The sequence below is a fragment of the Streptomyces sp. YIM S03343 genome, from assembly GCF_054729195.1.
Map to the genome: position 1 here is coordinate 4,892,520 of NZ_JBPUKX010000001.1, position 24,894 is coordinate 4,917,413.

Sequence of the window (24,894 nt, forward strand, 5' to 3'; positions counted from 1 at the left end):
ATCAATGATACGATCACGCCCGTGAAACTCGTTGTGCAGGTGAAGCTGATGCCGGAGGCCGAGCAGGCCGCCGCACTGTCGGCGACCCTGCGCACGGTCAACGAGGCCGCGAACCGGGTGTCGGCGGTGGCGTTCGAGCAGGGCGTGCCGCGCGAGTACGAGCTGCGCAAGCACACCTACACGGAGTTGAAGTCGCGGGGGTTGGGGGCGCAAGCGGCCCAGCACACCATCAAGAAGGTCCGCGACGCTTACACGACGCTCAAGGCCAACATCAAGGCTGGGAACCTCGGCAGACCGGGCTCGAAGCGGCGTAGGAAGGCCGAGTCCAAGCCCATCGCCTTTCGGCCCGAGGCAGCCCAGCCGTACGACGACCGGTGCCTGAGCTGGCAGTACGACGCACAGACGGTGTCCATCTGGACCACCGCCGGACGCATCCGGGGTGTGCGGTTCGCCTGCTCCGCCGACGGCCTCAAGATGCTGCGCGAGCACCGGCAGGGCGAATCGGATCTGGTGGAACGCGACGGCGTGTTCTACCTGATCGCCACCTGCGAGGTCCCCGAGGAGCAGCAGTACGAGCCTGTCGGGTTCATCGGTGTCGACCTCGGCATCGTCAACATCGCCACCACGTCCACCGGCTACCAGGCTGCCGGGCGCGACCTGAACCGGCACCGCAAACGCCACGGCGATCTACGCGCCAAGCTCCAGCGCAAGGGCACCAAGTCCGCCAAGCGGCTACTGAAGAAGCGCAACCGGCGCGAGCAGCGCCATGTCTCCGACACCAACCACGTCATCGCGAAAACGATCGTGACCGAGGCTGAACGCACCTCTGCCGGAATCGCCCTGGAAGAACTGGGCGGCATCCGGCAGAGGGTACGGCTCCGTAAGCCCCAACGGGTCACGTTCCACTCCTGGGCCTTCGCCCAGCTCGGAGAGTTCATCGCGTACAAGGCACGCCGCGCAGGCGTGCCCGTGGTTCACGTCGACCCCGCCTACACCTCGCAGACGTGCTGCGAGTGCGGGCACGTCGGCAAGAAGAACCGGGTCGACCAGGCCCTCTTCATCTGCCGGAACTGCGGGGTCGTTGCCCACGCGGACCGGAACGCTTCCCACAACATCGCCCAGCGTGGCGCCGTGGTGTGGAACGCGGGGCGTGAGTCACGCGTCTCTGCCACCCCCTAAGGGGTGTCTGGACGGAGGAGCCCACCCAGCAGCCAGCCGGGCACTACCTCCAAGCCCGGTCCTTCAGGACCGGGTCAAGTTGACGCCGTGTCCCCGATACTCGATCGGAGACAGGGCCACGTGCGGCTATGCTCGGGGAGGCAACATCGCCTGGGCCCTTAGCTCAATTGGCAGAGCAGTGGACTTTTAATCCATTGGTTGTGGGTTCGAGTCCCACAGGGCCTACCACATCACCCCCAGCTCAGGGCCATTTCGAGCTGGGGGTGTGTCCGTTTTAGGTGATTCCATGATCGCTGGCTGGCCCGTCGCTGGCCCGAGTGCTCGGCAGGAATGAGATCGGGCGGCCACCCGCGGGGTGGCCGCCCGTCTCCGCCTCGACGCCTCTCCAGGGCCGTCGCCCAACGTCTCGGCGGTCCGTGATGCCCGCTCGCGGGAGTCACCCACCAATGTAGGGCTACCGCCACAGACAAGATGATCACGGGCTAGGAATGTGAGCGGGTGCCATCTGCCTCGCCACAGCCCGACTGGGTCATCGCCCAGCGTCAGGTCATCGGCGAGGCGATCAGAGCCTCACGCGTCGACGCCGGCCTAACGCAGGAGACTGTCGCCTTGCGCTCGGGCGTCGACCGGCCATCCGTCGTCCGTATCGAGCAGGGCCAGCAGTCGCCCACCACGGACACCCTCATCCGGCTGGCCGCAGCAATCGGCATCTCTGTCCCCGACATGATCAGGTAAGTGACCCGCCGCCGGTCGCGGGGGCGTTCCGGCGGCGGGTCGGGGCGCCCGCCACGGGGTGTACGGGCGCCGCATCCCGGCCGTCGCACGCTCCAACGTTGCGGCCGGGAGGTCTACGGGTCAGGCCGTGGCGGGCGCGTCCGCGAGCTGGTGCGCGCCGGCGGCGACGAGGCGGGCGACCGCGAGCGGCTGGCACAGCGAGGCGAGCGACTCCATGGGCACAGCCCAGAACGGGTCACGCATCTTGGCCTCGCGGGTGCGGTCCGGGCGCGGGATTCCCAGGTAGGTGTCGCGTCCGAGCGCGTCGACGTCCTGGGCGCGCCACTCGTCAACGGCGGCCGTCCAGGTGCGGGGCATGCTCGCGGGAACGAGCGCGTAGTACCGCTGGTGCCGTGGGTCGCAGACGACCGGGCCGTCGAGGACCTCGGCGAGGAACGCGTCCAGTTCATCAGGCGACGGGCGCCCGCCGGCCGCCGCGGTGACGAGCGGGGCGGGCAGGCGGACGGCGGAGAACAGGGTGCCTAGGCGGAGCAGTGCGACCCCGTGTTCCTGCCAGTCGGCGCGGGCCCGGGCGCGCTTGTCGGCGGGGAGGGTGGAGAGGAGCCACTGGGCGACCGCGAGGCGACGGTCAGCGGCCGGATGGACCAGGACGCCGGGGCCTGCGGGGACTGGCTGAGGAGTGGCTGCCGCTGCCGGGTCTGGGGCTGTACCGTGCGTCATGTCGATGCTCCTCGAGGTGTCGGCCACCCCCCGGGCCGTGACAGCGGCTGCGGGGCTTTCTCGTGCCCACCGACGCTATGGAGCCTCCTGCCGCCGAGGCTACGAAGTTTCACCGAATTACATGGCAGTTACAGAACCCTGGTCATGGCTAACATGCGCTCTTGACCAAGGTCACCCGGGTCACGACCGTGGTGTAAATCGCTGCAACCGACTAGCGCGTGAGGCCAGCCACCATGGACATTCACTTCGTTGGGATCGACCCCGAAACGGATGAGGACGGATGCCCCACAGTCTGGGTAGACACCAGCACGAACGACCTGCTGATCCAGAGCTACCAGGCCGACAACAAGACGACCGCAACCTGCGACGCCTTGTCCCCGGCCAGGGCGCCGATCCCGCCCGGCGAGACCGTCATCAGGATCCCGGCCCGCATGATCCCGATCATCAGGAAGGCGTGCGAGTGCGACACGAGGTCGCTCCAGCTGAGTGGATGAGTGAGAGGAGGCGGTAACCGACCCGGACCAGTGTCCAAGGTCCGTCCCCACGTTCGCATGCGTCGCTGGCAACGGCGGGGTGTGAAGCCGAGCGGGAAAGTCCAAGAGCAGCCTGGCCATCGGGCAGCCACAGACGAAGGGGAAGGCTGGACGGGCGAACGTGAGTGAACCCTTGATGACGCCTCGTTACTTCCAAGTCGTGCGGATGGCAGGGCAGTTGGCGGCTATAGAACCCGAGCACGGAAGAGTGCTATGCGATCCCGCGTCTTCGCATAAGCGGGAGTGGACACCGCAGGTTCCGGGGTAAAGAGGGCGCCCACCCCAGCCGCGTCTCACTGGAGCGGAACGTGGAAACCCTGTTGGAGTCCGTGAAATCACGGTAAGCCGGAGGCAACGAAGGCCCAACTCTCCAGCAGGACAGGATGATCCGAGAAGCGAATGCCGACAGGGTGAAAACCCAGGGGAAACCGGGGCGGACAAGCGTCACCGCATAACCCGTCGGATACGGGCCTGTGCCCGGCCCGAAAGGGAGCCTACGCGGATCAGGTGAGCCTGTGAAGACCAGCTATCTGGAAACCAGAACTGAGGGGCAAGTTAGATGCCGAGTTCAGGAACGAGGACAGGAGTAACTGTCCGGCCTGCTCTGGCGAACGGACCCGAAGACCACACGCAGGCATGGAACAGCATCGACTGGGCCAAGGCAGAAGCGTCGGTACGGCGACTGCGGCAGCGCATCTTCACAGCTACGCGCGAAGGGGACTTGAAGATAGTCCGAAACTTGCAGAAGCTCATGCTGAGGTCTCACTCGAACGTGCAGGTAAGCGTGAAGAGGGTGGCCCAGTTGAGCTCCGGACGCCGGACGGCCGGCATCGACGGTGAAACCGCCCTGACTCCGAAGGAGCGCGGACGGATGGTGGCCGAACTGGCTGCCCAACCCATCACCGACCATGCCCGTCCTGTTCGGCGCGTGTACATCCCCAAAGCGAACGGGAAACGACGCCCGCTGGGAATTCCAGTCATGTGCGACCGGGCCCGCCAGGCCATGGTCAAGAATGCGCTGGAACCCGAGTGGGAAGCTCGCTTCGAGGCGCGGAGCTTCGGTTTCCGCCCCGGGCGAGGGTGCCACGATGCGATCACGAACATCTTCAGCACGGTGGCCCAGAGACGGGCACAACGGCTGTGGGTGCTCGACGCGGACCTGGCATCGGCATTCGACCGGATCGACCATGCGCACCTGCTGACAAGCCTCGGACACTTCCCCGGCAGGGGAATGATTCGGGGTTGGCTCAAGGCAGGGATCATGGAGAACACGCGGTTCGCGCCTACCGAGGAGGGAACTCCTCAAGGTGGCGTGGTGAGCCCACTGTTGCTGAACATCGCTCTTCACGGGATGAGTGCAGCGGCCGGTTGTCTCGAAGGTGCCACGCTGTGGCAGCGGAGAGACGCACCGGTACTTGTGCGGTACGCAGACGACTTTGCCGTGTTCTGTCACAGCGAGAGTCAGGTGTATCGGGTCAAGGATGACTTGGCCGGGTGGCTGGAGCCGCGAGGGCTGTCCTTCAACGAGGAAAAGACACGGGTTGTCCACCTCGAAGAGGGATTTGACTTTCTCGGGTTCAATGTCCGCCGCTACAACGGGAAACTGCTCACAAAGCCGAGCAAGTCCGCTGTCAAGAGGTTCCGGAAAAGGCTCCGCGACGAGATGTTGGCCCATCGAGGGTCCAACGTGATGGCCGTGGTGAAGCGGCTCAACCCGATTCTTCGGGGATGGGCCACCTACTACCGGTCGGGTGTGTCCAAGAAGACGTTCCGCGATCTGGACGACTACTTGTGGAAGCTGACCTTCAAGTGGGCCAGGCATACGCACCCGAGGAAATCAAAGACCTGGTGTACCGAAAGGTACTACGGTCAGTTCAACTCGTACCGTCAGAGCAAATGGGTATTCGGTGACCGGGAAACCGGCATGTACCTGTACAAGCTCAGATGGACCAAGATTGAACGGCACGTCGGTCTCAAGGCGGGGTACTCGCCTGATGATCCGACGCTCGCCGATTACTGGGCGAACCGCTCGCGCAAAAAGATGCCAGCAACGGCGGACAGGACGTCTGTCACGCTGGCTGCTCGCCAAAAGGGAATCTGCCCCCTGTGTAAACAGGCGCTGATCTCCGGTGCCGAATTCGAGCCCGACAGCCCGCGGGAGTGGGCGGCCTGGTTCTCGGCATCCATGAAGATGCTTCACAAGCATCACTTCGTGTACAGGCGGCACGGCGGCTCGGACGAGAAGACAAACCTCCGCCTCGTGCACGCTGAATGTCATCGCCAGCACCACGCTGGCGACAACAGGAGGGCCGGGCAAGCATGAACGCGCGCAACAGCTCTGGGGGCTCGCTTGAGCCGGATGCGGTGAACAGCCGCACGTCCGGTTCTGAGGGGGCCGGGGCGTGGCAACACGCTCCGGCTACCCGACTGTCGCAGAGCGGCGTGCCGAGGTTCGCTGAGCTGCTGGCCGGTACACGCCGTAGCGCGGTGCATCTGGAGATGCGTGATGCGTACGGGGTCGGTGACGAGGCCGAAGAGTTCGAGCAGTTCAAGCGCACCGGCCGAGTCGACCTCGACCCGACGGTGGGTTGGTGGCCCGAGTGGCTGGGCATCGTGCGGGAGGCTGTCGGCCGTGGCGTGGTGATGCGCAGGGCCAGAATCGTGTCCGAGCCCGTGACGGACTACATCCGGTGGGAGCATGCCGCCACGTCACTGAACACCGAGGCGGGGGAACTGGTGCGCTGGCTGCCTCGTCGGAGGGCCAGGGACATTGCCCTTCCGGGGGCCGACTTCTGGCTGTTCGACGACAGCCTGGTGCAGTTCAACATCTTCACCGGAGACGGTGACTGGGCGGTGCCGCCCAAGGAGTTCAGTGAGGACCCCGCTGTGGTCGAGCTGTGTTCCGGCGCGTTCGAGGCCGTGTGGGAGCGTGCCGTCGACCACGAGAAGTACACCGTCTGATCCCGCCCTGTCTGATGTCCTCCTCTCCTTCGTCCAGCGCTCGGTCAGCCCGAGAAGCACTCGCCGTACGTCTGTCGCACCTCCGCAAGGACGCCGGCCTCACCGGCAAGGACCTGTCCGCCCGGTGCGGTTGGCACCCGGCGAAAACGACCCGGATCCAAAAGGGCGAGGTTCAGCCCACCGACCTCGACATCCGCGCCTGGTGTGCCGCGTGCGGTGCCGCAGACCAGGCGGACGACCTGATCGCCACGGCGCGCGCTGTCGACTCGATGTACGTGGAGTGGCGCCGGGCCCATCGGACCGGTATGCGCAAGACCCAGGAGGACTTCTACGGCCTCTATGCGCAGACCCGTGTCACACGCGCGTACGTCTCCAACGTCATGCCGGGCTTCTTCCAGACTCCCGCCTACGCCACGGCCCTGATGGAGACCATCACGGAATTCCAGGGCACCCCGAACGACGTCTCGGAGGCTGTTGCCGCCCGCGTCGCCCGCAGCCGGTTCCTGTACGAAGGCGGACACCGGTTCGTTGTTCTGATGGAGGAATGCGTCCTGCGTTACCGGGTGGGCGATGCCGAGACCATGGCCGGTCAGCTGCGGCATCTGCTGACTGTGATGAAGCTGCCGTCCGTCTCCCTGGGCATCATCCCCTTCACCGCCCGGCGGGCCATGTGGCCGCTGGAGGCGTTCTACCTCCATGACAGCACCCGCAGCGTCGTGGAGACCCTCACAGCCGAGGTCAATGTGGTGCAGCCGCGCGAACTCGCCGACTACCGGAAGGCGTTCGGGGAGCTGGCGAACATGGCCGTCCACGGCAATCCCGCCCGCGCTCTGATCGAGACGGCGATTCACTCACTCGGATGACACTGCGCAATTCTCCGCAATCCCGTTGAGGGCAAATCTCGGCTCTTCGTACGGTCGTTGCCGCCGCGGAGCAGGTCCAGGCTCGTCCTGGCGGCGCTGAGAAGAGCTCCGCCCGCTCGTTGCGGGCGAGAGTCCCGGCTCCGAGGAGACAACGCCCGTGCTTCTCTGTCGCTCTTGGCACTTGGCGTATGATCGAGTTGACCGACGCGGGCACGCTGATCGTCTCCGAGCTGATGAGCAACGCGGTCCAGCACACCTCGTGCCGTCTGGTCCGGGTATCCGTCCGACGTCTGGGGCACGATGCCGTACGGATCGGTGTCAGCGATGGTTCCCGCACCCTGCCGAAAACGAGCATCGCCGACGAGACCGATGAGAGCGGCCGTGGCCTCGTCCTGGTCGACGCCCTGTCATACCGCTGGGGCTGCGACCGAAAGCGCTGGGGCAAAATCGTCTGGGCAGAGCTGATGGTCCAGTGCATTGACGCCGCGACAGCTGAACGAAATGAACCGTCGGGTCGCTGAATCAGGGTGACAGGTCGAATTGTTCATACCTTTCTGCAGTGTTTCGGCAGAACCCGGCACGGAGACAGGTTTCCTGCGGCCGGAGGGCAGTCAGCCTCACCATTTCTGTTCACCCCGTATATCCGAGCGGCACCGTTCGGCCATGCGAACCCGGCTGGTGTCGAGGGCACAAGACCCCCGGGAGCGCTGCTCCCGGCGGCAGCCTGAGCCAGGAATCCCCGCTCAGCCCTGAAGGAAGGATCCCCTTCGCTTCAAGGAGGGGAGAAGCTCCTACGACGTGGCCATGCCTGCCCTCTATGCTCCTGATCACCTTGCTCTCGGTCGGCGAAGGAGGACTCTGTGGTTCGGTCGGAGGCGGGTGGGCTCGGCGGGATGACGTTGCTGGTTGCCGCCGTCATCGTTCATGACCGGGGCGCCGATCGTGTCGTGCTGCTCCAGCGCGGCCCGGATGCCAAGTTCGGGCAGGGGCTGTGGGATCTTCCCGTCGGCAAGAGCGAGCCCGGGGAGTCCGTCATCGGGACCGCTGTGCGGGAGTTGTACGAGGAGACCGGTCTGGTCGTGGCGCCGGAGGCCCTGGAGGTCGCCCATATCGTCCACGGGGCCTGGGGTGTTGAGGCGCCCAACGGCTTCCTCACCGTCGTCTTCGTCGCGCACGAGTGGAGCGGTGAACCCCAGAACCGTGAGCCTCATAAGCACGCCGAGGTCCGGTGGGTCGACGTCGGCGCTCTTCCGGAGGACTTCGTGCGCTCCGGCGACACCGCCCTGCGCCGGTATCTCGCCGGCGGTGGACCTCAGGTGTCGCTTCACGGGTGGTCAGCCTGAGAACCGGCTGTCAAGTCATCAGGCCCTGTGCCCATGGCGACGCCGGGTGGCTTCGGGGGTGCGCAGGAGGGATTCCTGTTCCTCGGGGGTGAGCTGGGTCGGGGGTGGGGCGGTGTTCTCGGTCAGGCGGGTGTGGAGCCAGGCGCAGGCCTCGGATTCTGTGGGGAACTGTTCTACGACCTCCCGGGTGCCGCGTTCGTGGACGCCCACGGCCCATACCCCGCCGGGGCGTTCCTCCAGGAAGTAGCGGTCGGCGGGGTAGGGGCCCTGCGTGCAGCCGGGGATCTCGTAGAGCGCGTCCGGGACTCCGGCCGCGCGCAGCGCCCGTTGCAGTTCGAAGCGGTTCATTCGGGTGGTCAGTGTGCTGCGAGCGTGCGCATGCCTGTCGGCGGCTTCAGCGACTTGGGCTGGTCCGTCGGGACCGCCACCCTCACCAGGGTGCCGTTCGACACCAGCGCGGCCACGTTGGTGTACGGGATCGTCGGGCAGACGCCGGTGCTCGATGCCGCGTACTGGATCGAGCCGCCCGGTTGCTCGAAGGCCGGGGCGGCCGGGCCTGCGCAGACGGTGATGTCCTTCGCCAGGCGGTACAGGTGGTAGTTGTACGGGTAGCGCGGGTCGGAGGTGTCGAGGTTCGACGGTGGGATGGCCCGCTGCCCGAACGTCGTGCCCGCCGAGGAGAGGAACCTGCCCGACTCGTTGCCGAAGCGGTCCAGCAGCAGGTGGTCCGAGGCGTGGAGGACCAGGGGCGCGCCGAGCGGGTGGCCCTCGTTGTCGTGGGCGAAACCGTCGTCCGGCGGGTAGCTCCAGTCGCCCTGGCCCGAGTCGGCCGACGGCAGCCACCAGCGGTTCAGGAACTGCACGGCCGTCAGGCCGCCCAGGCGGTCGTAGCCCTGGAGGATGCCGCCCACGACGCCCTGCGTGGGCAGCCGGCGCGGGCCCAGCCGCCAGTCACCGCAGAAGTAGTACGAGCGGTACTGGGGCGGGATCGGGTACGGGACCAGGCCCCGGCACGCCCTTGAGGTGTCGGGGTCGGGCCTGACCTCGGCAGGAGCAGAAGCGGCGGGAGAAGACGCCGACACCGGGGCCGGTGCCGTGGGCGCGGCCGACGCCGCCGGTGCGCCCATGAACAGCGAACCGGTCAGGCCGACCGCCGCCGCGAAGCCTGCCCATCTGCTCCGCCAACTCGACGAACTCGACGAACTCAACGAACCTCCCGTGGGACGAGTGCTCAGCGCCGGTCACCTGGTGGCGGATCGGCGCGACCACTAAAGCCGCTGGGAGGGGTGAGTCGGGGCAGACGTGCCGGGGTGAGGGCCGAACGGGGTCCCTCGGACGGAGGGGTAGGAGGGTGCGGGAGGGGTGGGACGGGTGCGGGAGGGGTGCGGTGCGGCTATTCGGCTGTCGCCAGGATCTCCGCCAGCGCCGCCACCGCCGCCTCCGCGTCCGGGCCCTCCGCCCGGAGCGTCACCGTGCTGCCCGCCGTCGCGCCCAGGCCCATCACGGCGAGGACGCTGGCCGGGTTGACGCTCCGGCCCGCGGCCTCCAAACGGACGGTGCTGGTGAAAGCGGCCATGGCGCGGGCGAGCTGGCCTGCCGGGCGGGCGTGCAGATGGGCGGGCAGTACCACCGACGTCTCGTGGACGGTGGCGGTCGAGTCAGAGCTTGGGGACATTGCGGGCCTCCTTGGCGGCGTCGACGACGGTCTTCAGATCGGCACCGGACGCGGCGGTGACCGCGGCCGCGACCGCGCCCTCCACGAAGGGCGCGTCGACGATGGTGATGTCGTCGCTGGGGTGGTCTTCCAGCACGGTGCGGGCGGTCAGGACAGAACTGCCGAGGTCGGGAAGGACGACGACACCGGCACCCCGGTCGACGTCGCGGATCGCGGCGAGGACACGGTCGTAGCTGGTGCCGATGCGGCCGTCGTCGGTGCCTCCGGCAGTGGCGAGGGGGACAGTGTCGGCGCCGATCTGCTCCACCAGCAGGCGGAGGCCCGCGGCGAGTTCGGCGCTGTGGGACACGAGTACGATGCCGACAGATGCGCTCATGAACGGCTACGTTAAATCTCGGAACGCCGTTCAGCAATACCGAATGCATCTCCATCCGGACCGAACTCGGGAGACGCTTCCATGGTGCAGGCGGTACAGCGCGCGGTGCAGATCCTGCGGGAGCTCGCCGCCACGGGGCCCCGGCTGGGCGTGACCGAACTCGCCGACCGCCTCGGTGTGGCCAAGCCCACGGTGCACGCCCTGCTGCGCACCCTGGAGGCGGAGGGACTCGTGGTGCAGGACCGCGACAGCTCGAAGTACCAGCTCGGGCCGGGCCTCGTACAGCTCGGCAACGCCTACCTCGACACCCAGGAGCTGCGCACCCGCTCGCTGACCTGGGCCGATCAGCTCGCGACCCTGGCCAATGAGGCCGTGTGGGTCGCCGTGCTCACCGGCGATCACGTGCTCGTCGTGCACCACGCCTTCCGGCCCGAGGGAGCCGTGCAGATCCTGGAGGTCGGCGCCACCGTCCCGTGGAGCACCTGCGCGCTGGGCAAGGCCATCGTCGCCCACCTCCCCGCGCCCGAGCGGGAGCGGCTCCTCGCGGGCAAGCCGGCCGTGCTCACCGGCGCCAGCGTGACCGACTCCTCGGTCCTCGCCGGCCAGCTGGAGGACGTCCGCGGGACCGGGTACGCCATCGAGGACCAGGAGTCCGCCATCGGGGACGCGGGCATCGCCTCGCCCGTCTTCGACCGGTCCGGTGAGGTGGTCGGGGCCCTCGGACTGGTCGGGCCCGTCGAGCGGCTGCTCGCCGAATCCGCACGTCAGAACCTTGCGGTGGCGGTGCGTGAGACCGCCCGCAATCTCTCCCGCGACCTGGGGGCGCCGCGCGGCGGCGCCCGTACGGCCGTCCTCTGACCGCCCCCGACGGTCCGGTTCCTGACGGTCCGGTCCTCGAGTCCCGTCGGTCCCCTTCCCGTACGTACGCAGGCCCCGGGCGCCCCGAGCGTGCCCGGGGCCTCTGCCGTGCCGCCGTCTGCGGTGTCCGGCGCGCCCGATCGCTGCCGTACCTCTTGACACGCGTGAAACCTGAGCTTAATTTCCCGAACAACGTTCATCCATGATGAACGCGAGGAGCTACGAAATTTCCGGCTCCATCAGCTCGGCTTCCCCCTTCCCCCAGCCCCGCTCCCCGCGGAGGAGGTGAACGCCCAGTGCGCAACGCCGCGCACTGGGCGCTGTCCATGGAAGACAACACGTATCCCCAGAAATTCCTTGCTGAACTGCTCGGCACCGCCGTTCTGGTGTTCATCGGCGTCGGTTCGGTCCCGGCGACGCTCATCGTCGGCGGTGACGCGCCCTTCACCATGGCCCAGTTGGGCATGATCTCGCTGGCCTTCGCGACCGCCGTGATCGCGATGGTCTACGCGATCGGCCACATCAGCGGCTGCCAGATCAACCCGGCCGTCACCCTGGCCCTGGCCGCCACCAGGCAGATGCCCTGGCGGGACGTCCCGGGCTATGTCGCGGCCCAGGTGGCAGGGGCGATCCTCGGCTCGCTCGCCATCGTCGGAGTCCTGGGGAAGAAGGCGGTCGACGTCGGCCTCGGCATCGCCGCCTACGGCACCGGGGTCGGCGCCGGTCAGGCCTTCTTCGCCGAGGCCGTGGGCACCTTCATCCTCGCCTTCGTCGTCTTCGGCGCGATCGAGCGCCGTGCGGCAGGCGGCTTCGCTGGGCTCGCCATCGGCCTCGCCGTCTTCGCGATCATCATCCCGGTCGCCCCCGCCACCTCCGCGTCCATCAACCCGGCTCGCACCATCGGCCCGATGATCACCGGCCAGCTGTTCGGGGGCACGGTCCACTGGGGTCAGCTCCCGGTCTACCTCGTCGCCGAGATCGTCGGCGCGGTCGCCGCCGGTTTCGCCTACACCGCCCTCAACGCCCACCGCGCCCAGCCCGCCGAAGGCGCGGCAGCCGAGCAGCAGGCGGGCGCCGAGACCCCTGTGCCCGGTCCGGCCACCGCTTAAGGAGCAAGGAGCAGCGTCATGAAGAAGTTCATCAACACCCCCGAGTCGGTCCTCGACGACGCCCTCGCCGGGATGGCCGCCGCCCACCCGGCGCTGAAGGTCGACGCGGAGAACAAGGTGATCTCCCGCCGCGAGCCCACCCGGCCGGGCAAGGTCGCCCTGGTCTCCGGCGGCGGCTCCGGGCACGAGCCCCTGCACGGCGGCTTCGTGGGCCCCGGCATGCTCGACGCCGCCTGCCCCGGTGAGGTGTTCACCTCGCCCGTGCCCGGCCAGATGCTGGCCGCCGCGCAGGCCGTCGACGGTGGCGCGGGCGTGGTGTTCCTCGTGAAGAACTACACCGGCGACATCCTCAACTTCCAGATGGCCGCCGAACTGGCCGAGGACGACGACATCGCCGTACAGACCGTGGTCATCGACGACGACGTGGCCGTCCAGGACTCCACCTGGACCGCCGGACGCCGCGGCACCGGTGCCACCGTCTTCGTCGAGAAGATCGCCGGCGCGCTCGCCGAGCAGGGCGCCGACCTGGCCGCCGTCGCGGAGATGGCCAAGCGGGTCAACGCCGCCTCCCGGTCCTTCGCCGTCGCCCTCACCGCCTGCACCACCCCGGCCGCGGGCAAGCCCGGCTTCGACCTGCCCGACGACGAGATCGAGGTCGGCGTCGGCATCCACGGTGAGCCCGGGCGTCGGCGCGAGAAGTTCCGGCCCGCCGAGGAGATCGTCGCGACGATCGTCGACGCGATCCTCGCCGACCAGCCGCTGGGCGCCGGGGACGAGACCGTCGTCATGGTCAACGGCCTGGGCGGCACGCCGCTGCTGGAGCTGTACGTCGTCTACAACGAGGTCGCCGCCGCGCTCGCCGAGCAGGGCGTGACCGTCGCCCGCAACCTCGTCGGCAACTACATCACCAGCCTGGACATGGCCGGTGTCTCCGTCACGGTGTGCAAGGCCGATGCCGAGATGCTGTCCCTGTGGGACGCTCCGGTGAACACCCCGGCGCTGCGCTGGGGGAGCTGAACCCGAGCCGGGGGCGGGGCGCCGGGCACCCCGCCCCCGCCCCCGTCGCCGACCCGCACCCCACCCTCCTCACCTCGCCTCCCCCCGTCCCCACCACGAACGGAGCCCCCGTGGACACCGACCTCGCCCGCACCTGGGTGCAGGCCATCGCCGCCGCCGTCGACAAGAACAAGGACCTCCTCACCCAGCTCGACTCGGCCATCGGTGACGCCGACCACGGCATCAACATGCACCGTGGTTTCTCCGCGGCCACCACCGCCCTCGCCGACTACGCGCCGGACGCCGTGGGGGCCGTGTTCGTCAAGACGGGCACCACCCTGATCTCCAGCGTCGGAGGCGCTTCCGGACCGCTCTACGGCGGTGCCTTCCGCGCCATCGGCAAGGCGCTGGAGGGGCCGGCGGCTGACGTACGGCAGTTCGCCGCAGCCCTCGCCGCGGGGCTCGCGAGCGTCCGCAAGCTCGGTGCCGCCGCACCCGGGGACAAGACGATGATCGACGCCTACACCCCGGCGCTCGCCGCCTTCGAGCAGCGGGTCCAGGAGGGCACCGGTTTCGCGGGTGCCGCCGAGGCCGCCGCCGACGCCGCGGAGGAGGGGATGCGGGCCACCACGCCGATGCAGGCGCGCAAGGGCCGGGCCTCCTACCTCGGTGCCCGCAGCATCGGCCACCAGGACCCCGGCGCCACCTCGACGGCCCTGGTGTTCCGGGCGCTCGCCGAGACGATGCGGGCAATCTGATCCCATCGGGCGACACACGTCCCCCGAATGCCGGACACCCGCCCGTCCCGCGGTGATCGTTAGGTGGGCGTGACGACGACGGCGAACTACGCGGACGTAGACAGGTACGCAGACGTAGACAGGGATGAGGTCGAGCCGCCGGACGGCGACACGCATCTCACCCACTGCTCCGACCTGTTCGACGAGTTCCTGATCAAGATCGGCCGTGTCCAGCGCGAGTACGCGCGGGCCGTGGTGGAACAGACGGTCCGGCACGGCTGGGACGCCTGATGAACAGGAGCTACGACGACACCCAGCTCTACTACGTCCCCCCGGCCGGGGCGCAGCACACCTGGGGCGTTCCCGAGCCCGAGGCGGACCCGGTCGCGGACGGCTGGGGCACGGTCGGGGACGGCTGGGACACGGTCGCGGACGGCTGGGATCCGGTCGAGGACGGCTGGGATCCGGTCGAGGACGGCTGGGATCCGGTCGAGGAGCTCGCCCAGATACTGTCCGGCGCCTCCGCGGCATCCGCAGCCTCTGCGGCCTCCGCCGCTTCCGCCGCCCCCGCGGCCGACGCGGCGGCGGCCGGAGAGTCCCCCGCCGTGCCCCGCCGGCACCGGATCGGCCGCCGACGGGAGGGCGAGGACTCCCACTTCCTCGACGGCGGACATCGCGTCACCCACGTCAGCGCCCTGATCGCGGTGATCGCGCTCAGCGCGCTGGCCATGCTGTCGTGGTCGATCTCCTACTCCTACGGCCAACTCCGCGCCGTCGCCTCCTCGGTGCTGCCGCCGGAGTTCGCGCCGTGGTGGCCGCTGACGGTGTACGGGCCGTGGCTGGTGGCGGCGCTGTCGGTGCTGCGGGCCACCGTGCAGCAGCGGTCCGCCCGGCGTTCATGGGGGATCATCCTGGTCGCCTCCGCGATGGCGGTGGCGCTGTGCGTCAGCCACTCGCCGCGGTCGCTGCTGGCCTTGGTGATCACAGGGATCCCGCCCCTCACCGCGCTGGCGTGTTTCTGGGAACTGGTCGGCCAAGTCAGCGCCGCTTCGAAGCAGCGGCCCCGCCATGCCGTACCCGGCGCCGAGGCCGCCGCGGCGGAACGATCCGGCAGACCCCACCGGGCCCCGGGGCGCTGAGCAGGGACGGACCAGGGATGGATCAGGGCCGGAGCAGGGACGGATCAGGAACGGACGAGGGACTGCCCTCAACCCGCCGTACGCTCCGTCAGATCGGTGACTTCGGCGAGTTCGGCCAGTTCGGCGACTTCGGCCGGTTCCGTCAGCTGGGCCAGCGGCAGGGTGTGCTGGGTCTGGAGGACCTTGGCGCGTAGATAGCGGACGTTGTGCGCGGTGGTGAAGACACCGGTGGACACCCGCTCCCGGACGTCGATGCCCAGCGTCCGCAACTGCTCCGCCTTGTCCGGGTTGTTGGACAGCAGGTCGAGCCGCTCGATACCGAGCGCGCGCAGCATCTGTGCGGCGGCCGTGTAGTCGCGGCCGTCCTCGGGCAGTCCGAGGGCGGCGTTCGCCTCGTAGGTGTCGAGGCCCTGGTCCTGGAGGGCGTACGCGTCGAGCTTGTTGTAGAGGCCTATGCCCCGGCCCTCCTGGCGCAGATAGAGCAGGACACCGCCGCGCGCCGCGATCCGCTCCACCGCCTCACGCAGTTGGGGGCCGCAGTCGCAGCGCGCGGAGCCGAAGACATCGCCGGTCAGGCACTCGGAGTGCAGCCGGACCAGGGGGGTGCTGCCGGGCTCGGGGGTGCCGAGGACGGCGGCGACGTGCTCCTGGCCGTCGGCCAGACCGTGGAAGGTGACGAGGTCGGCGTCGACGCTGTAGCCGTCCTGGAAGCGCAGCGGTACCCGGACGCGGGCGCGCTGGGTGGCGGCAAGGGTGTCGGGCATGCGGGTCTCCCGGTTGCGGTGCGGGTGTGTCTGCCGCGGCCGACCGCTCGTCGGTACTGCTACTGCTACTGCTAGTGCTTCAAATTTTGAGCAGTTGGCCACAGGGAGAGACCCTACCCCATGCTTTAAAGTTGAAGCAATTGTTTTTCCGCTGTTCGTCCGCGCTCGGGGTGACTCACAAGGCAGTGGACGCCGGGGAGGCGGACGGTGCGGAAGGGGGCGCCGGGGAAGTCGGCGACGGGGACGTGGATGACGGGGACGCGGACGACGGGCAGGCGGACGACCGCCGCCGCCAAGGGACGTCATCGGGTCCCGCCCCGCGATCCTCACCCTGGAGCCCCCGCACGATCCCCGTGCAGATCTCCTCCAGCTGCCCCACCTGCTCCGGGGTGAGCCGGTCGAAGAGCGTGGCGCGCACCGTCTCGACATGCCCGGGCGCCGTACGCTCCAGCACGGCCATCCCCTCGTCGGTCAGCACCGCGATGCTGCTGCGCTTGTCCCAGCGGCAGTCCTCGCGGCGCAGCAGCCCGTCCCGCTCCAGCCGGGTCACGGCGTACGTCAGCCTGCTGCGCGTGATCTTCAGGGTCTCGGCGAGATCGGTCATCCGCAGCCGGTGGTCCGGCGCGGCGGACAGGTTGGCCAGCACCGAGTAGAACAGATGGGGCATGCCGGCCTCCTGCTGGAGCTGCCGGTCGATCGCGTCCTCCAGGAGCTGCGACGCGGCGATGTACGCGCGCCAGGCGCGCTGCTCGTCGGGGGTGAGCCAGCGGGTCGTCATGCTCCCAGTGTAGGTTTGTTTCAAACTTGAACCAAGGCGACCGTCCCCCGAACCCCTGGCCGTCCCCCCGAACCCCTGACCGTCTCCGAAGCCCCTGACCGACCTTTGATGCCCCAAGGCCCCCGAAGAGAGCGCCGACGCCATGCCGTACCCGTACGTCCTCCTGTCCGCCGCCGTCTCCCTCGACGGCTACCTGGACGACACCGGCCCCGAGCGCCTGCTGCTGTCCGGCCCGGCCGACTTCGACCGGGTCGACGAGGTACGGGCGTCCTGCGACGCCATCCTGATCGGCGCCGGCACCATCCGCGCCGACAACCCGCGCCTGCTGGTCAACTCCCCCGAGCGCCGGGATGCCCGCCGCGCCGCCGGGCAGCCGGAGTACCCCCTCAAGGTGACCGTCAGCGCCACGGGCGACCTGGACCCGGCGGCCCAGTTCTGGCACACCGGCGGGGACAAGCTGCTCTACACGACGGACAAAGGCGCCGACCGTGCCGGCGAACTGGCCCTCGCCGCCGATGTCGTCCCCCTCGGTCCCGCCCTCGACTGGCGGGAGCTGCTGACCCATCTGTACGAGGTGCGCAGGGTGCGCCGCCTGATGGTGGAGGGCGGCGGCACCGTCCACACCCAGCTCCTCCAGCATGGCCTCGCCGACGAACTCCAGCTGGTGCTCGCCCCGCTCTTCGTGGGCGACCCGGACGCCCCCCGCCTCTTCGGCCCCGGCACCTACCAGGGCGGACGGCTGCGGCTGCTGGAGACCCGCGCCATAGGCGACGTCGTCCTGATGCGCTACGAGCCCACCGCCCCCGGCACCGGTCCGCTCGCCACCGCCGCCGACCGGCACTGGCTGCGGCTGGCCTGCGAGCTGGCCGCGCTGTGCCCGCCGTCGGACACCGCGTTCAGCGTCGGTGCGGTGGCCGTCGCCGCCGACGGCACCGAGCTGGCCCGCGGCCACTCCCGGGAGGGGGGCGACACGGTCGTGCACGCGGAGGAGGCGGCCCTCGCCAAGACCGACCCGGCCGACCCGCGGCTGCCCGGCGCCACCGTCTACAGCAGCCTGGAACCCTGCGCCCGCCGCGCCTCCCGCCCCGCGCCCTGCGCCCGGCTGATTCTCGACGCGGGCGTACGGCGTGTCGTGACCGCCTGGCGGGAGCCGGACACCTTCGTCGCGGCGGCCGACGGCAACGGGCTGCTGACGGCGAACGGCGCCACCGTGGTCGTCATACCGGAGTACGAGCCCACCGCCAAGGCACCCAACGGGCATCTGCTGGACTGAGGGCGGGGAAGCGGTGCTCCCGCACGCCCGCACGACGGCGAGAACTGGACCGGGAAACCGGGAGAACCGGGGGAGCAGGGAGAACAGGAAAAAAGCCTGGGGCCGGAATCCATCACATGGATTCCGGCCCCAGGCCTTCAGTAGCGGGGACAGGATTTGAACCTGCGACCTCTGGGTTATGAGCCCAGCGAGCTACCGAGCTGCTCCACCCCGCGTCGGTGAGACCAGTGTACGGCATCTGGCAGGGTGCCCGCTCATCCGCTCGGCTCAGCCCCGTTCGCCGCCCGCCGCCGGGGCCGGACACTGGAGGTACGTCGGCTACGGACGGGGAGTCGGGTGGAGTGGCCTGGTGAGGTGGAGGAGCGACCCGGGCGCCGCATCATGTACGCCCGTACCGCCGTACGGCTCCTGCCCGCGCTGCTGCTGGCCGGCGGGATCCTCTTCGACTACCTCACCCCGCAGGAGTTCTCCGCGACCCCGCTGCTCACCGCCGCGCCGCTGGTCGCCGCCCCGCTCTACTCGCGGCGCGGCACGGTCCTCACCGGGCTCGCGGCCGTGCTCGCCGCGGTGGCCGTGCTGATCGGTCACGCCACACGGCATGTCGTGGTGGCCGTCGGCGCGGTGACGGAGCTGGTCACCGTCACCACGGTCGCGGTGCTCGCCGTCCTCATCAACATCCTCGTGCAGCGCGGGCAGCGGCAGCTCGCCTCCGTTCGCGAGATCGCCGAGGCCGCGCAGCTCGCTGTACTGCCCGAGCCGGAGGAACGCATCGGCGGTCTGGACATCGCGGCGCGCTACGAGGCGGCGCAGGCCGGGGCGTCCATCGGCGGCGATCTCTACGCCGTGCAGGACAGCCCGCACGGCGTCCGGCTGATCGTCGGGGACGTGCGGGGCAAGGGGATGGGTGCGGTGGGCATCGTGGCCGTCGTCATCGGGGCCTTCCGGGAGGCCGCCGAGCAGGAGGCCACGCTGGAGGCGGTCGCCCAGCGGTTGGAGCGGGCGCTGGTGCGCGAGGACAACCGGCGCGAGGCCGTCGACGCCGTCGAGGGGTTCACCACCGCCGTCCTCGCGGAGATCCCGCAGGGCGAGCCACTCGTCCGCGTCGTCAACCGCGGCCACCCCCCGCCGCTGCTGCTCCTCGCCGATGGCACCGTGCGCGTGCTGCACGCCGACACGGCGGCGCTGCCGCTCGGGCTGGGTGAGCTGAGCGCCCTGCCCGACCGCACCCAGGAGACGGACTTCCCGCCCGGGGCCACGCTGCTGCTCTACACCGACGGGCTGTCCGAGGCGCGCGACGCGCACGGCGTGTTCTACGACCCCGAGACAGGGCTCGGCGGCCGGACCTTCCCGGGCCCGCAGCCGCTGCTCACCGCCCTCGCCGCGGAGGCGCACCGGCACGCCGGGGGCGGTCTGACGGACGACATGGCGCTGCTCGCGGTACGGCGGCCGTGACACATCTCTCCGGCCGGTGGCGTGACACAAGTCTCCGGCCGACGCGTGACGCTTCCCGTCGGTCTCGCGCTGATATCGGTCCGGTATCACGTTGGGTGAGCGGACGGTCTCGCTCCGCATAACATCTGAGTCACCGTCACCGCCGCGGTGGCTGATGGGTGGAGGTCAACTCGCCCGATTTACGCCGGTCATGGCGGGTAAGTCCGGCGGAAAAATCTTGCTGATCACGGGGAACGGCTTGGAATCTCCCCTCCGCGTCTATTAACGTTCGATAACGCAGCGCGGTTGTCCCAGCCGTCACAAGAGACGGCTCCGTGCGCACGCGCCGAGTCCCGCAAGGGAGCCGGGGAACCACCACCCTGGGGTGAATCACGCGGATACCGCCGTGGAAGCACGGCGTTATACGCGCGTAGGAGACCTTCCTGCTCCGAACCCGTCAGCTAACCCGGTAGGCGAGAAGGAAGGAAGGAGCGCGCCCACGTGGCGTCTAACCGGCCTCTCACGGAGTCTCCGTACGTACCCGGCCAGCGCGGGGGAACCGACACCTTCGGCTACGGCGAGTACCAGACCGACGAGGGTCCCTGGCAGGAGTGGAACCCCACCGAGGACTCCCTCCGCCCGGTACGAGGCCGGCACCGCGTCGGCAAGCAGCGCGGCGGCGGACTCGCCCGCAGCTCCACCGTCCTGGGCGTCGGTGTCATAGCGGCCGTCGGCGCGGGCGGCATGGCCAGCGCCAACACCGGCAAGCCGCCGGTCTCCATCTCCATGCCCGATCTGCCCTCCGTGGGCTCCCTGCTCGGCGACTCCGGCTCGGGCGGCGACTCGGGCAGCGACTCGGCCAAGGCGTCCCAGGCCGCGCTCAGCACCATGACGACGACGGTGGCCGACAGCAAGAGCTCCGACGCGGGCGAGGCGCTGCGCAACCGGATCATGGCGCAGGCCGAGCAGCAGCAGACCCAGGTCGCGAACAAGGCCCAGACGGCCGCCGAAACCGCCGCCGCCAAGCGCACCGCTGCCGCCGCTGCCGCCGCCGAGAAGGCCGCCGCCGCCAAGGCCGAGGCGGCCAAGGCGAAGGCGGAGGAGGCCGCGAAGAAGAAGGCCGAGGCCGCGCGCCTGGCCGCGCTGGCCAAGCAGTACACGCTGCCGGTCGCGTCCTACACCATCACCGGCACCTTCGGTCAGGCCGGCACGTTGTGGTCCTCCGGCTATCACACAGGCCTCGACTTCGCCGCGCCCACGGGCACGCTGATCAAGGCGATCCACAGCGGCACGATCACCGAGGCGGGCTGGGCCGGCGCCTACGGGTACCGCACCATCCTGACTCTCGATGACGGTACCGAGCTGTGGTTCAACCACCAGTCGTCGATCAGCGTCTCCGTCGGCCAGAAGGTCAGCACGGGCGATGTGATCGGCCGCGTCGGCGCCACCGGCAACGTCACCGGCCCGCATCTGCACCTGGAGGTCCACCCGAACGGGCAGGCCACCGCCACCGATCCGATGACATGGCTGCGCGGCAAGGGCCTCAACCCCTGACGGCGCTCAGCCTCTGGCAGGCTGGCTGTTCTGCTTCTCTCTTATCCCTCCCCTCTGGTCTCCGGCGGTCCTGACGGCTTCCCCCCGACGTCAGGGCTGCCGGTTTTTGCATGCGGCGGGGCGGATGGGGCCGACGGCTCAGGTGAGATAGGGGTTGTGGATGGGGTACGGCGCGGCGGGAGCGCCGTACCCGTGGCCGCCGGAGCCGCCATAGCCGTACGCCGCGGGCGGCGGCCACGGAGAGGGCACCGTCCCGTACGTCGCCCCGTGCCTTCCGCGCTCCGGCCAGACGCGTGCGGCCGCGTGCTGGAGGGCGGGGCGGGCGATGTGGCGGCGGTTCCACAGCTCGCCCAACAGTTCGGCCTCGCGGACGACGAAGTCGGGGCCGGCGCGTCCGCCGCGTCCGCGATGGCGCAGGAAGGCCAGCGAGGTGGCGATGGCCTCGTACTCGGCGACGGCGCGGGCGGCGGGCTTGCCCCAGTAGTGGCGCGCGTACTCGCGGGCGATGCCGCGCGCCCGCATCGAACCGAGCACGAACGGCTCGGCGGGCGTCAGCCAGCCCGCGACGGCATAGGCGGGCAGCTCCTCCCGTACGGTCCTCAGCTCGCGCTGTCTGGTCCAGACGGCGAGCCAGGTCAGCAGCCCGAACGCGGGCACCATGAACGCGCCGTACACCGCGAAGAAGCCGTACTGGCCGAGGGAGGACGAGCCGTTCCAGACGGCGTGCATGCTCATCGCGAGCAGCAGCCCGGACAACGGCAGCAGGAAGCGGCGGACGCGCTGGTGGTCGGCGCAGAGGGCGGAGACCCCGAAGCCGATGCCGGTGAGGACGGTGAAGAGGGGGTGCGCGAAGGGGGACATGATGACGCGCACGAAGAAGGTCGCGGCGGTGACGGAGGCGATGCCGCGGTCGCCGGTGAGCTGGTCGGTGCCGAAGGCGGTGCCGAGATAGAGGATGTTCTCGGTGAACGCGAAGCCGGTGGCGGTGACCCCGGCTATCACCACGCCGTCGACCAGCCCGGTGAAGTTCCGTCTGCGGAACAGGAAGACGAGCAGTACGGCGGCGGCCTTGGCGGACTCCTCCACGATGGGGGCGATGACGGTGGCGCCGAGGGTGTCGGCGTTCGTCGGGTCGGCGGTGGCCGTGGCTATCCATCTGGTGGCGAAGCTGTTGGCGACGATCGCTATGAGCGCGGCGGCGCAGGCTCCCCAGGCGAAGGCGAAGAGCAGATTGCGCCAGGGGCCGGGTTCGACGCGGTCGAGCCAGCGGAAGGCGGTGATCAGCAGCGGTACGGGCAGTACGGCGAGGCCGAGGCCTACCAGGAACCCGTCGGTGCCGGTCTGTTCACGCACCAGGGCCAGGATGACCAGCCCGGACACCGCGAGCAGGGTGATGAGCGCCCCGTAGCGCACGGCGCGCCGCTGCCACCAGCGCGGGTGCCCGAGGGCATGGCCGACGGGCGGATGGCCGGGGAGGGGCGGGTACGGGGAAAAGCTGGCCACGGCATCGACCCTAACGAGGGAGAACACGGCCTACGACGACGCCGGAGAAAATCAGCCCCGGTCACGGTCCTCGTGCTGTACGCGGCGGAAGAGCAGATCGTTCACCACATGACCCTTGTCCAGTCCCTGGCCCTCGAAACGGGTCAGCGGCCGGAACGCCGGACGCGGCGCGAAACCGCCGTCCGCCCGGCTGTTCTCGAAGTCCGGGTGCGCGGTGAGCACGTCGAGCATCTGTTCGGCGTACGGCTCCCAGTCGGTCGCGCAGTGCAGCAGCGCGCCAGGCTTGAGACGGGTCGCGGCCAGGGTGAGGAACTCGGGCTGGATCAGCCGCCGCTTGTGGTGCCGCTTCTTGGGCCAGGGGTCGGGGAAATAGACCCGCAGCCCGTCCAGGGAGTCCGGGGCGAGCATCTCGCGCAGCAGGATGATGGCGTCGCCGTTGGCGACGCGGACGTTGTCGAGCCCGCTGCGTTCCGCGAGGTTGAGCAGATGGCCCTGCCCCGGTGTGTGCACGTCCACGGCGAGGACGTTGGTGCCGGGATCCGCGGCGGCCATCTGGGCGGTGGCCTCGCCCATCCCGAAGCCGATCTCCAGCACCACGGGACGGTCGTTCCCGAACAACTCGGGCAGATCGACGACCTGATGCCCGTCGATGTCCAGTCCCCACTGGGGCCACAACCGCTGCAGGGCGTCCGCCTGCCCGGCCGTCACCCGGCTACGGCGAGGCTGAAAACTCCGGATCCGCCGCTCGAAGTGCGACCCGGCGGGATCAGCCTTGGGCCCATCGGGAAACCGAGGCTCCCCCTTGATCCGGGTATGCCGAACAGAGACACCGGGAAGGTGCCTAGGACTCTCAGGAACGTTTAGCAAGTCAGACACAGTGCCCCAATTTTACGGCCGAGGGTTCCTCGCCCCCGCCGCCCCTTCCCTGGGGGCTCCGCCCCCAGACCCCCTGAAGATCAGCCTCTCCGGCGTTTGAGGAGCGGGGGTACGGGGGCGGAGCCCCCGTGGCGGGACGGGAAGGGGCTGCGGGGGCGAAAAAACCCTCACCCCACCTCATCCAGCACCCCCAGCACCCTCCGCCCCACCTCCCGCCCGATCGGCAGCGAAGCGGTAGCCGCAGGCGACGGCGCATTCACCACATGCACAGCCCGAGCCCCCTCCACGATCAGGAAGTCATCGACCAGCCCGCCATCCCGCCGCACCGCCTGCGCCCGCACCCCCGCCGCCCCCCGCACCAGATCCCCCGGCTCCACCGCGGGCAGCAGCACCCGCACCGCCCTCAGGAACGCCCCCCGCGACACCGACCGCCGAATCTCCCCCGCCCCGTACCGCCAGTGCCGACGGGCCATCCGCCACGCCCCGGGCCAGGACACCGTCCGCCCGAGCTCCAGCGGCCGCACCACCCCCCACCCATACCCCTCCCGGGCCAGCGCCGGCACGGCATTGGGCCCGACGTGCACGCCCCCGTCGATCCCCCGGGTGAGATGCACCCCGAGGAACGGGAACGCCGGATCCGGCACCGGATACACCAGCCCCCGCACCAGCTCCGGCCGTGCCAGCTCGTAGTACTCCCCCCGGAACGGCACGATCCGAACCCCTGGCTCGTCCCCGGTCAGCCGGGCGATCTCGTCGCTGTACAGCCCGGCACAGTTGACCAGCACCCGCGCCCGCACGACCTCGCCGCCCCGCGTCCGCACGGCGACCCCGAGTTCCGGCCGCCGGTCGATGCGCTCGACCTGCGCGCCGTAGCGGATCTCCGCGCCGGAGGACTCGGCGAGCTGCCGGGCGACGGCGGCGAAGTCGCAGATGCCGGTGGTGCCGACATGTATGGCGGCGAGGCCGCGCACCTCGGGCTCGTACTCGGCGATCTGGCCGGCGCCGAGCTCGCGCACGGGGATGCCGTTCTCCCGGCCGCGCTGGACGAGCGCGTGCAGCCGGGGCAGCTCGGAGCGTTCACCGGCGACGATCAGCTTGCCGGTGACAGCGTGCGGGATGCCGTACTCCGCGCAGAACTTCACCATCTCGGCACCCCCGCGCACCGCGTACCGCGCCTTGAGCGAGCCGGGACGGTAGTAGATCCCGCTGTGGATGACACCGCTGTTGCGCCCCGTCTGGTGCCGGGCCGGCCCCGCCTCCTTCTCCAGCACCATGACCCGGGTCCCCGGCGCGGCGCGGGTGATCGCGTAGGCCGTGGACAGCCCGACGATTCCCCCGCCGACCACCAGCACATCACAGTCGTAAGCCCCGGCCGCCCGCACTCGCACCACCTCCCACCACAGATAGTGCACTGCACCACTGACAACACCTTGAAACCCCGGCCGGCCCCAGCACCCCGAGGGGCGCGGGGAACCGCGCACGGCGCCACCC

Annotated in this window: 28 protein-coding genes, 2 tRNA genes and 1 riboswitch; of the genes, 19 read left to right on the forward strand and 11 right to left on the reverse strand. The window is 69.8% G+C overall.

All coding sequences use genetic code 11. The features are described 5' to 3' along the window. Positions 1-21 precede the first annotated feature (21 nt). The 3 genes from ACSYGN_RS21200 (at position 22) to ACSYGN_RS21210 (ending at position 1,914) form a co-directional block, all read left to right on the forward strand. Entirely contained in the window at positions 22-1,179 is a 1,158-nt protein-coding gene (locus ACSYGN_RS21200) for an RNA-guided endonuclease InsQ/TnpB family protein (RefSeq protein ID WP_460397910.1), read from the forward strand. 152 nt (positions 1,180-1,331) lie between these two features. After that, positions 1,332-1,407, forward strand: a tRNA-Lys gene (locus tag ACSYGN_RS21205). A gap of 270 nt (positions 1,408-1,677) precedes the next feature. Next, entirely contained in the window at positions 1,678-1,914 is a 237-nt protein-coding gene (locus ACSYGN_RS21210; protein ID WP_460397912.1) for a helix-turn-helix domain-containing protein, read from the forward strand. 120 nt (positions 1,915-2,034) lie between these two features. On the opposite strand, the gene ACSYGN_RS21215 is transcribed toward ACSYGN_RS21210, so the two are convergent. Continuing rightward, positions 2,035-2,634, reverse strand: a complete 600-nt coding sequence (locus ACSYGN_RS21215; RefSeq protein WP_460397914.1) for a hypothetical protein — start codon at positions 2,632-2,634, stop codon at positions 2,035-2,037. Positions 2,635-2,867: 233 nt separating this feature from the next. Between ACSYGN_RS21215 and ACSYGN_RS21220 the strand changes: the two genes are divergently transcribed. The 6 genes from ACSYGN_RS21220 to ACSYGN_RS21245 all read left to right on the forward strand — a co-directional run bounded on the left by ACSYGN_RS21220 (position 2,868) and on the right by ACSYGN_RS21245 (position 8,334). Continuing rightward, positions 2,868-3,128 carry a hypothetical protein gene (locus tag ACSYGN_RS21220; RefSeq protein WP_460397916.1) on the forward strand — a complete coding sequence of 87 codons (261 nt, stop codon included), beginning with the start codon at positions 2,868-2,870 and terminating at the stop codon, positions 3,126-3,128. Between the two features lie 598 nt (positions 3,129-3,726). Continuing rightward, the gene (ltrA, locus tag ACSYGN_RS21225; protein ID WP_460397918.1) at positions 3,727-5,490 is read left to right on the forward strand and encodes a group II intron reverse transcriptase/maturase; all 1,764 of its coding nucleotides are present in this window, start codon (positions 3,727-3,729) and stop codon (positions 5,488-5,490) included. A 119-nt stretch (positions 5,491-5,609) separates the two neighbouring features. Further along, a complete protein-coding gene (locus tag ACSYGN_RS21230; protein WP_460397920.1) occupies positions 5,610-6,128 on the forward strand; it encodes a DUF6879 family protein in 519 nt (172 codons plus the stop codon). Between the two features lie 14 nt (positions 6,129-6,142). Further along, positions 6,143-6,991, forward strand: a complete 849-nt coding sequence (locus tag ACSYGN_RS21235) for a helix-turn-helix domain-containing protein (protein WP_460397922.1) — start codon at positions 6,143-6,145, stop codon at positions 6,989-6,991. 188 nt (positions 6,992-7,179) lie between these two features. Then, the gene (locus tag ACSYGN_RS21240; protein WP_460397924.1) at positions 7,180-7,512 is read left to right on the forward strand and encodes an ATP-binding protein; all 333 of its coding nucleotides are present in this window, start codon (positions 7,180-7,182) and stop codon (positions 7,510-7,512) included. A 372-nt stretch (positions 7,513-7,884) separates the two neighbouring features. Beyond that, entirely contained in the window at positions 7,885-8,334 is a 450-nt protein-coding gene (locus ACSYGN_RS21245; RefSeq protein ID WP_460397926.1) for an NUDIX domain-containing protein, read from the forward strand. 18 nt (positions 8,335-8,352) lie between these two features. Here ACSYGN_RS21245 and ACSYGN_RS21250 read toward each other — a convergent pair whose 3' ends face one another. Further along, entirely contained in the window at positions 8,353-8,682 is a 330-nt protein-coding gene (locus ACSYGN_RS21250; protein ID WP_460397928.1) for a hypothetical protein, read from the reverse strand. A gap of 8 nt (positions 8,683-8,690) precedes the next feature. Beyond that, positions 8,691-9,461 carry a TNT domain-containing protein gene (locus tag ACSYGN_RS21255; protein WP_460397930.1) on the reverse strand — a complete coding sequence of 257 codons (771 nt, stop codon included), beginning with the start codon at positions 9,459-9,461 and terminating at the stop codon, positions 8,691-8,693. On the opposite strand from ACSYGN_RS21255, the gene ACSYGN_RS21260 reads away from it, so the two are divergent. Beyond that, positions 9,460-9,606, forward strand: a complete 147-nt coding sequence (locus tag ACSYGN_RS21260; protein ID WP_460397932.1) for a hypothetical protein — start codon at positions 9,460-9,462, stop codon at positions 9,604-9,606. The genes ACSYGN_RS21255 and ACSYGN_RS21260 overlap by 2 nt on opposite strands. 121 nt (positions 9,607-9,727) lie before the next feature. On the opposite strand, the gene ACSYGN_RS21265 is transcribed toward ACSYGN_RS21260, so the two are convergent. Together ACSYGN_RS21265 and dhaM are read right to left on the reverse strand one after the other, a co-directional pair. Then, positions 9,728-10,009: an HPr family phosphocarrier protein gene (locus ACSYGN_RS21265; RefSeq protein WP_460397934.1), complete on the reverse strand. Its 282-nt coding sequence runs from the start codon at positions 10,007-10,009 to the stop codon at positions 9,728-9,730. Further along, positions 9,993-10,385: a dihydroxyacetone kinase phosphoryl donor subunit DhaM gene (gene dhaM / locus ACSYGN_RS21270; protein ID WP_460397936.1), complete on the reverse strand. Its 393-nt coding sequence runs from the start codon at positions 10,383-10,385 to the stop codon at positions 9,993-9,995. The genes ACSYGN_RS21265 and dhaM overlap by 17 nt, the downstream gene beginning before the upstream one ends. An 81-nt stretch (positions 10,386-10,466) precedes the next feature. Between dhaM and ACSYGN_RS21275 the strand changes: the two genes are divergently transcribed. The 6 genes from ACSYGN_RS21275 (at position 10,467) to ACSYGN_RS21300 (ending at position 15,224) form a co-directional block, all read left to right on the forward strand. Further along, complete coding sequence (locus tag ACSYGN_RS21275; protein WP_460397938.1) at positions 10,467-11,243, forward strand: IclR family transcriptional regulator; 777 nt, start codon at positions 10,467-10,469, stop codon at positions 11,241-11,243. Between the two features lie 296 nt (positions 11,244-11,539). Beyond that, positions 11,540-12,352 (forward strand): MIP/aquaporin family protein, encoded by an 813-nt coding sequence (locus ACSYGN_RS21280; protein WP_460397940.1) that lies wholly within the window; start codon positions 11,540-11,542, stop codon positions 12,350-12,352. Positions 12,353-12,370: 18 nt separating this feature from the next. Next, positions 12,371-13,369: a dihydroxyacetone kinase subunit DhaK gene (gene dhaK, locus ACSYGN_RS21285; protein WP_460397942.1), complete on the forward strand. Its 999-nt coding sequence runs from the start codon at positions 12,371-12,373 to the stop codon at positions 13,367-13,369. Between the two features lie 110 nt (positions 13,370-13,479). Next, entirely contained in the window at positions 13,480-14,106 is a 627-nt protein-coding gene (dhaL, locus tag ACSYGN_RS21290) for a dihydroxyacetone kinase subunit DhaL (protein ID WP_460403620.1), read from the forward strand. A 69-nt stretch (positions 14,107-14,175) separates the two neighbouring features. Next, positions 14,176-14,376: a hypothetical protein gene (locus ACSYGN_RS21295; protein WP_460397944.1), complete on the forward strand. Its 201-nt coding sequence runs from the start codon at positions 14,176-14,178 to the stop codon at positions 14,374-14,376. After that, the gene (locus ACSYGN_RS21300) at positions 14,376-15,224 is read left to right on the forward strand and encodes a DUF2637 domain-containing protein (RefSeq protein ID WP_460397946.1); all 849 of its coding nucleotides are present in this window, start codon (positions 14,376-14,378) and stop codon (positions 15,222-15,224) included. Before ACSYGN_RS21295 ends, ACSYGN_RS21300 begins: the two co-directional genes overlap by 1 nt. A gap of 68 nt (positions 15,225-15,292) precedes the next feature. Here the strand turns inward: ACSYGN_RS21300 and ACSYGN_RS21305 are convergent, their stop codons facing one another. After that, positions 15,293-15,988 carry a GTP cyclohydrolase II gene (locus ACSYGN_RS21305; RefSeq protein WP_460397948.1) on the reverse strand — a complete coding sequence of 232 codons (696 nt, stop codon included), beginning with the start codon at positions 15,986-15,988 and terminating at the stop codon, positions 15,293-15,295. Between the two features lie 175 nt (positions 15,989-16,163). Beyond that, positions 16,164-16,766, reverse strand: coding sequence for a MarR family winged helix-turn-helix transcriptional regulator (locus tag ACSYGN_RS21310; RefSeq protein WP_460397950.1), 603 nt, complete (start codon positions 16,764-16,766; stop codon positions 16,164-16,166). Between the two features lie 142 nt (positions 16,767-16,908). Here ACSYGN_RS21310 and ACSYGN_RS21315 point away from each other — a divergent pair, with 142 nt between their 5' ends. Then, positions 16,909-18,039 (forward strand): dihydrofolate reductase family protein, encoded by a 1,131-nt coding sequence (locus ACSYGN_RS21315; protein WP_460397952.1) that lies wholly within the window; start codon positions 16,909-16,911, stop codon positions 18,037-18,039. Positions 18,040-18,180: 141 nt separating this feature from the next. Here the strand turns inward: ACSYGN_RS21315 and ACSYGN_RS21320 are convergent. Continuing rightward, positions 18,181-18,254, reverse strand: a tRNA-Met gene (locus tag ACSYGN_RS21320). Between the two features lie 166 nt (positions 18,255-18,420). Here ACSYGN_RS21320 and ACSYGN_RS21325 point away from each other — a divergent pair. Further along, the gene (locus tag ACSYGN_RS21325; protein ID WP_460403622.1) at positions 18,421-19,491 is read left to right on the forward strand and encodes a PP2C family protein-serine/threonine phosphatase; all 1,071 of its coding nucleotides are present in this window, start codon (positions 18,421-18,423) and stop codon (positions 19,489-19,491) included. Positions 19,492-19,804: 313 nt separating this feature from the next. Beyond that, positions 19,805-19,961: riboswitch (cyclic di-AMP (ydaO/yuaA leader) on the forward strand. Positions 19,962-19,971: 10 nt separating this feature from the next. Beyond that, positions 19,972-21,024: a M23 family metallopeptidase gene (locus ACSYGN_RS21330; protein ID WP_460397954.1), complete on the forward strand. Its 1,053-nt coding sequence runs from the start codon at positions 19,972-19,974 to the stop codon at positions 21,022-21,024. 138 nt (positions 21,025-21,162) lie between these two features. Here the strand turns inward: ACSYGN_RS21330 and ACSYGN_RS21335 are convergent, their stop codons facing one another. The 3 genes from ACSYGN_RS21335 to lhgO all read right to left on the reverse strand — a co-directional run bounded on the left by ACSYGN_RS21335 (position 21,163) and on the right by lhgO (position 24,794). Beyond that, entirely contained in the window at positions 21,163-22,527 is a 1,365-nt protein-coding gene (locus tag ACSYGN_RS21335) for a PrsW family intramembrane metalloprotease (protein ID WP_460397956.1), read from the reverse strand. 51 nt (positions 22,528-22,578) lie between these two features. Next, a complete protein-coding gene (gene trmB / locus ACSYGN_RS21340) occupies positions 22,579-23,403 on the reverse strand; it encodes a tRNA (guanosine(46)-N7)-methyltransferase TrmB (protein WP_460397958.1) in 825 nt (274 codons plus the stop codon). A 167-nt stretch (positions 23,404-23,570) separates the two neighbouring features. After that, a complete protein-coding gene (lhgO, locus tag ACSYGN_RS21345) occupies positions 23,571-24,794 on the reverse strand; it encodes an L-2-hydroxyglutarate oxidase (protein WP_460403624.1) in 1,224 nt (407 codons plus the stop codon). Positions 24,795-24,894 lie beyond the last annotated feature (100 nt).

Bases quoted from the DNA above. Each gene is read 5' to 3' on its own strand.
- ACSYGN_RS21315 (WP_460397952.1), top strand. From the start codon at position 16,909: ATGCCGTACCCGTACGTCCTCCTGTCCGCCGCCGTCTCCCTCGACGGC.
- ACSYGN_RS21245 (WP_460397926.1), top strand. From the start codon at position 7,885: ATGACGTTGCTGGTTGCCGCCGTCATCGTTCATGACCGGGGCGCCGAT.
- ACSYGN_RS21240 (WP_460397924.1), top strand. From the start codon at position 7,180: ATGATCGAGTTGACCGACGCGGGCACGCTGATCGTCTCCGAGCTGATG.
- ACSYGN_RS21255 (WP_460397930.1), bottom strand. From the start codon at position 9,461: ATGGGCGCACCGGCGGCGTCGGCCGCGCCCACGGCACCGGCCCCGGTG.
- dhaK (WP_460397942.1), top strand. From the start codon at position 12,371: ATGAAGAAGTTCATCAACACCCCCGAGTCGGTCCTCGACGACGCCCTC.
- ACSYGN_RS21275 (WP_460397938.1), top strand. From the start codon at position 10,467: ATGGTGCAGGCGGTACAGCGCGCGGTGCAGATCCTGCGGGAGCTCGCC.
- ACSYGN_RS21265 (WP_460397934.1), bottom strand. From the start codon at position 10,009: ATGTCCCCAAGCTCTGACTCGACCGCCACCGTCCACGAGACGTCGGTG.
- ACSYGN_RS21250 (WP_460397928.1), bottom strand. From the start codon at position 8,682: ATGAACCGCTTCGAACTGCAACGGGCGCTGCGCGCGGCCGGAGTCCCG.
- ACSYGN_RS21305 (WP_460397948.1), bottom strand. From the start codon at position 15,988: ATGCCCGACACCCTTGCCGCCACCCAGCGCGCCCGCGTCCGGGTACCG.
- ACSYGN_RS21235 (WP_460397922.1), top strand. From the start codon at position 6,143: ATGTCCTCCTCTCCTTCGTCCAGCGCTCGGTCAGCCCGAGAAGCACTC.
- ACSYGN_RS21220 (WP_460397916.1), top strand. From the start codon at position 2,868: ATGGACATTCACTTCGTTGGGATCGACCCCGAAACGGATGAGGACGGA.
- dhaM (WP_460397936.1), bottom strand. From the start codon at position 10,385: ATGAGCGCATCTGTCGGCATCGTACTCGTGTCCCACAGCGCCGAACTC.
- ACSYGN_RS21215 (WP_460397914.1), bottom strand. From the start codon at position 2,634: ATGACGCACGGTACAGCCCCAGACCCGGCAGCGGCAGCCACTCCTCAG.
- ACSYGN_RS21310 (WP_460397950.1), bottom strand. From the start codon at position 16,766: ATGACGACCCGCTGGCTCACCCCCGACGAGCAGCGCGCCTGGCGCGCG.
- ACSYGN_RS21260 (WP_460397932.1), top strand. From the start codon at position 9,460: ATGAACAGCGAACCGGTCAGGCCGACCGCCGCCGCGAAGCCTGCCCAT.
- ACSYGN_RS21300 (WP_460397946.1), top strand. From the start codon at position 14,376: ATGAACAGGAGCTACGACGACACCCAGCTCTACTACGTCCCCCCGGCC.
- ACSYGN_RS21325 (WP_460403622.1), top strand. From the start codon at position 18,421: ATGTACGCCCGTACCGCCGTACGGCTCCTGCCCGCGCTGCTGCTGGCC.
- ltrA (WP_460397918.1), top strand. From the start codon at position 3,727: ATGCCGAGTTCAGGAACGAGGACAGGAGTAACTGTCCGGCCTGCTCTG.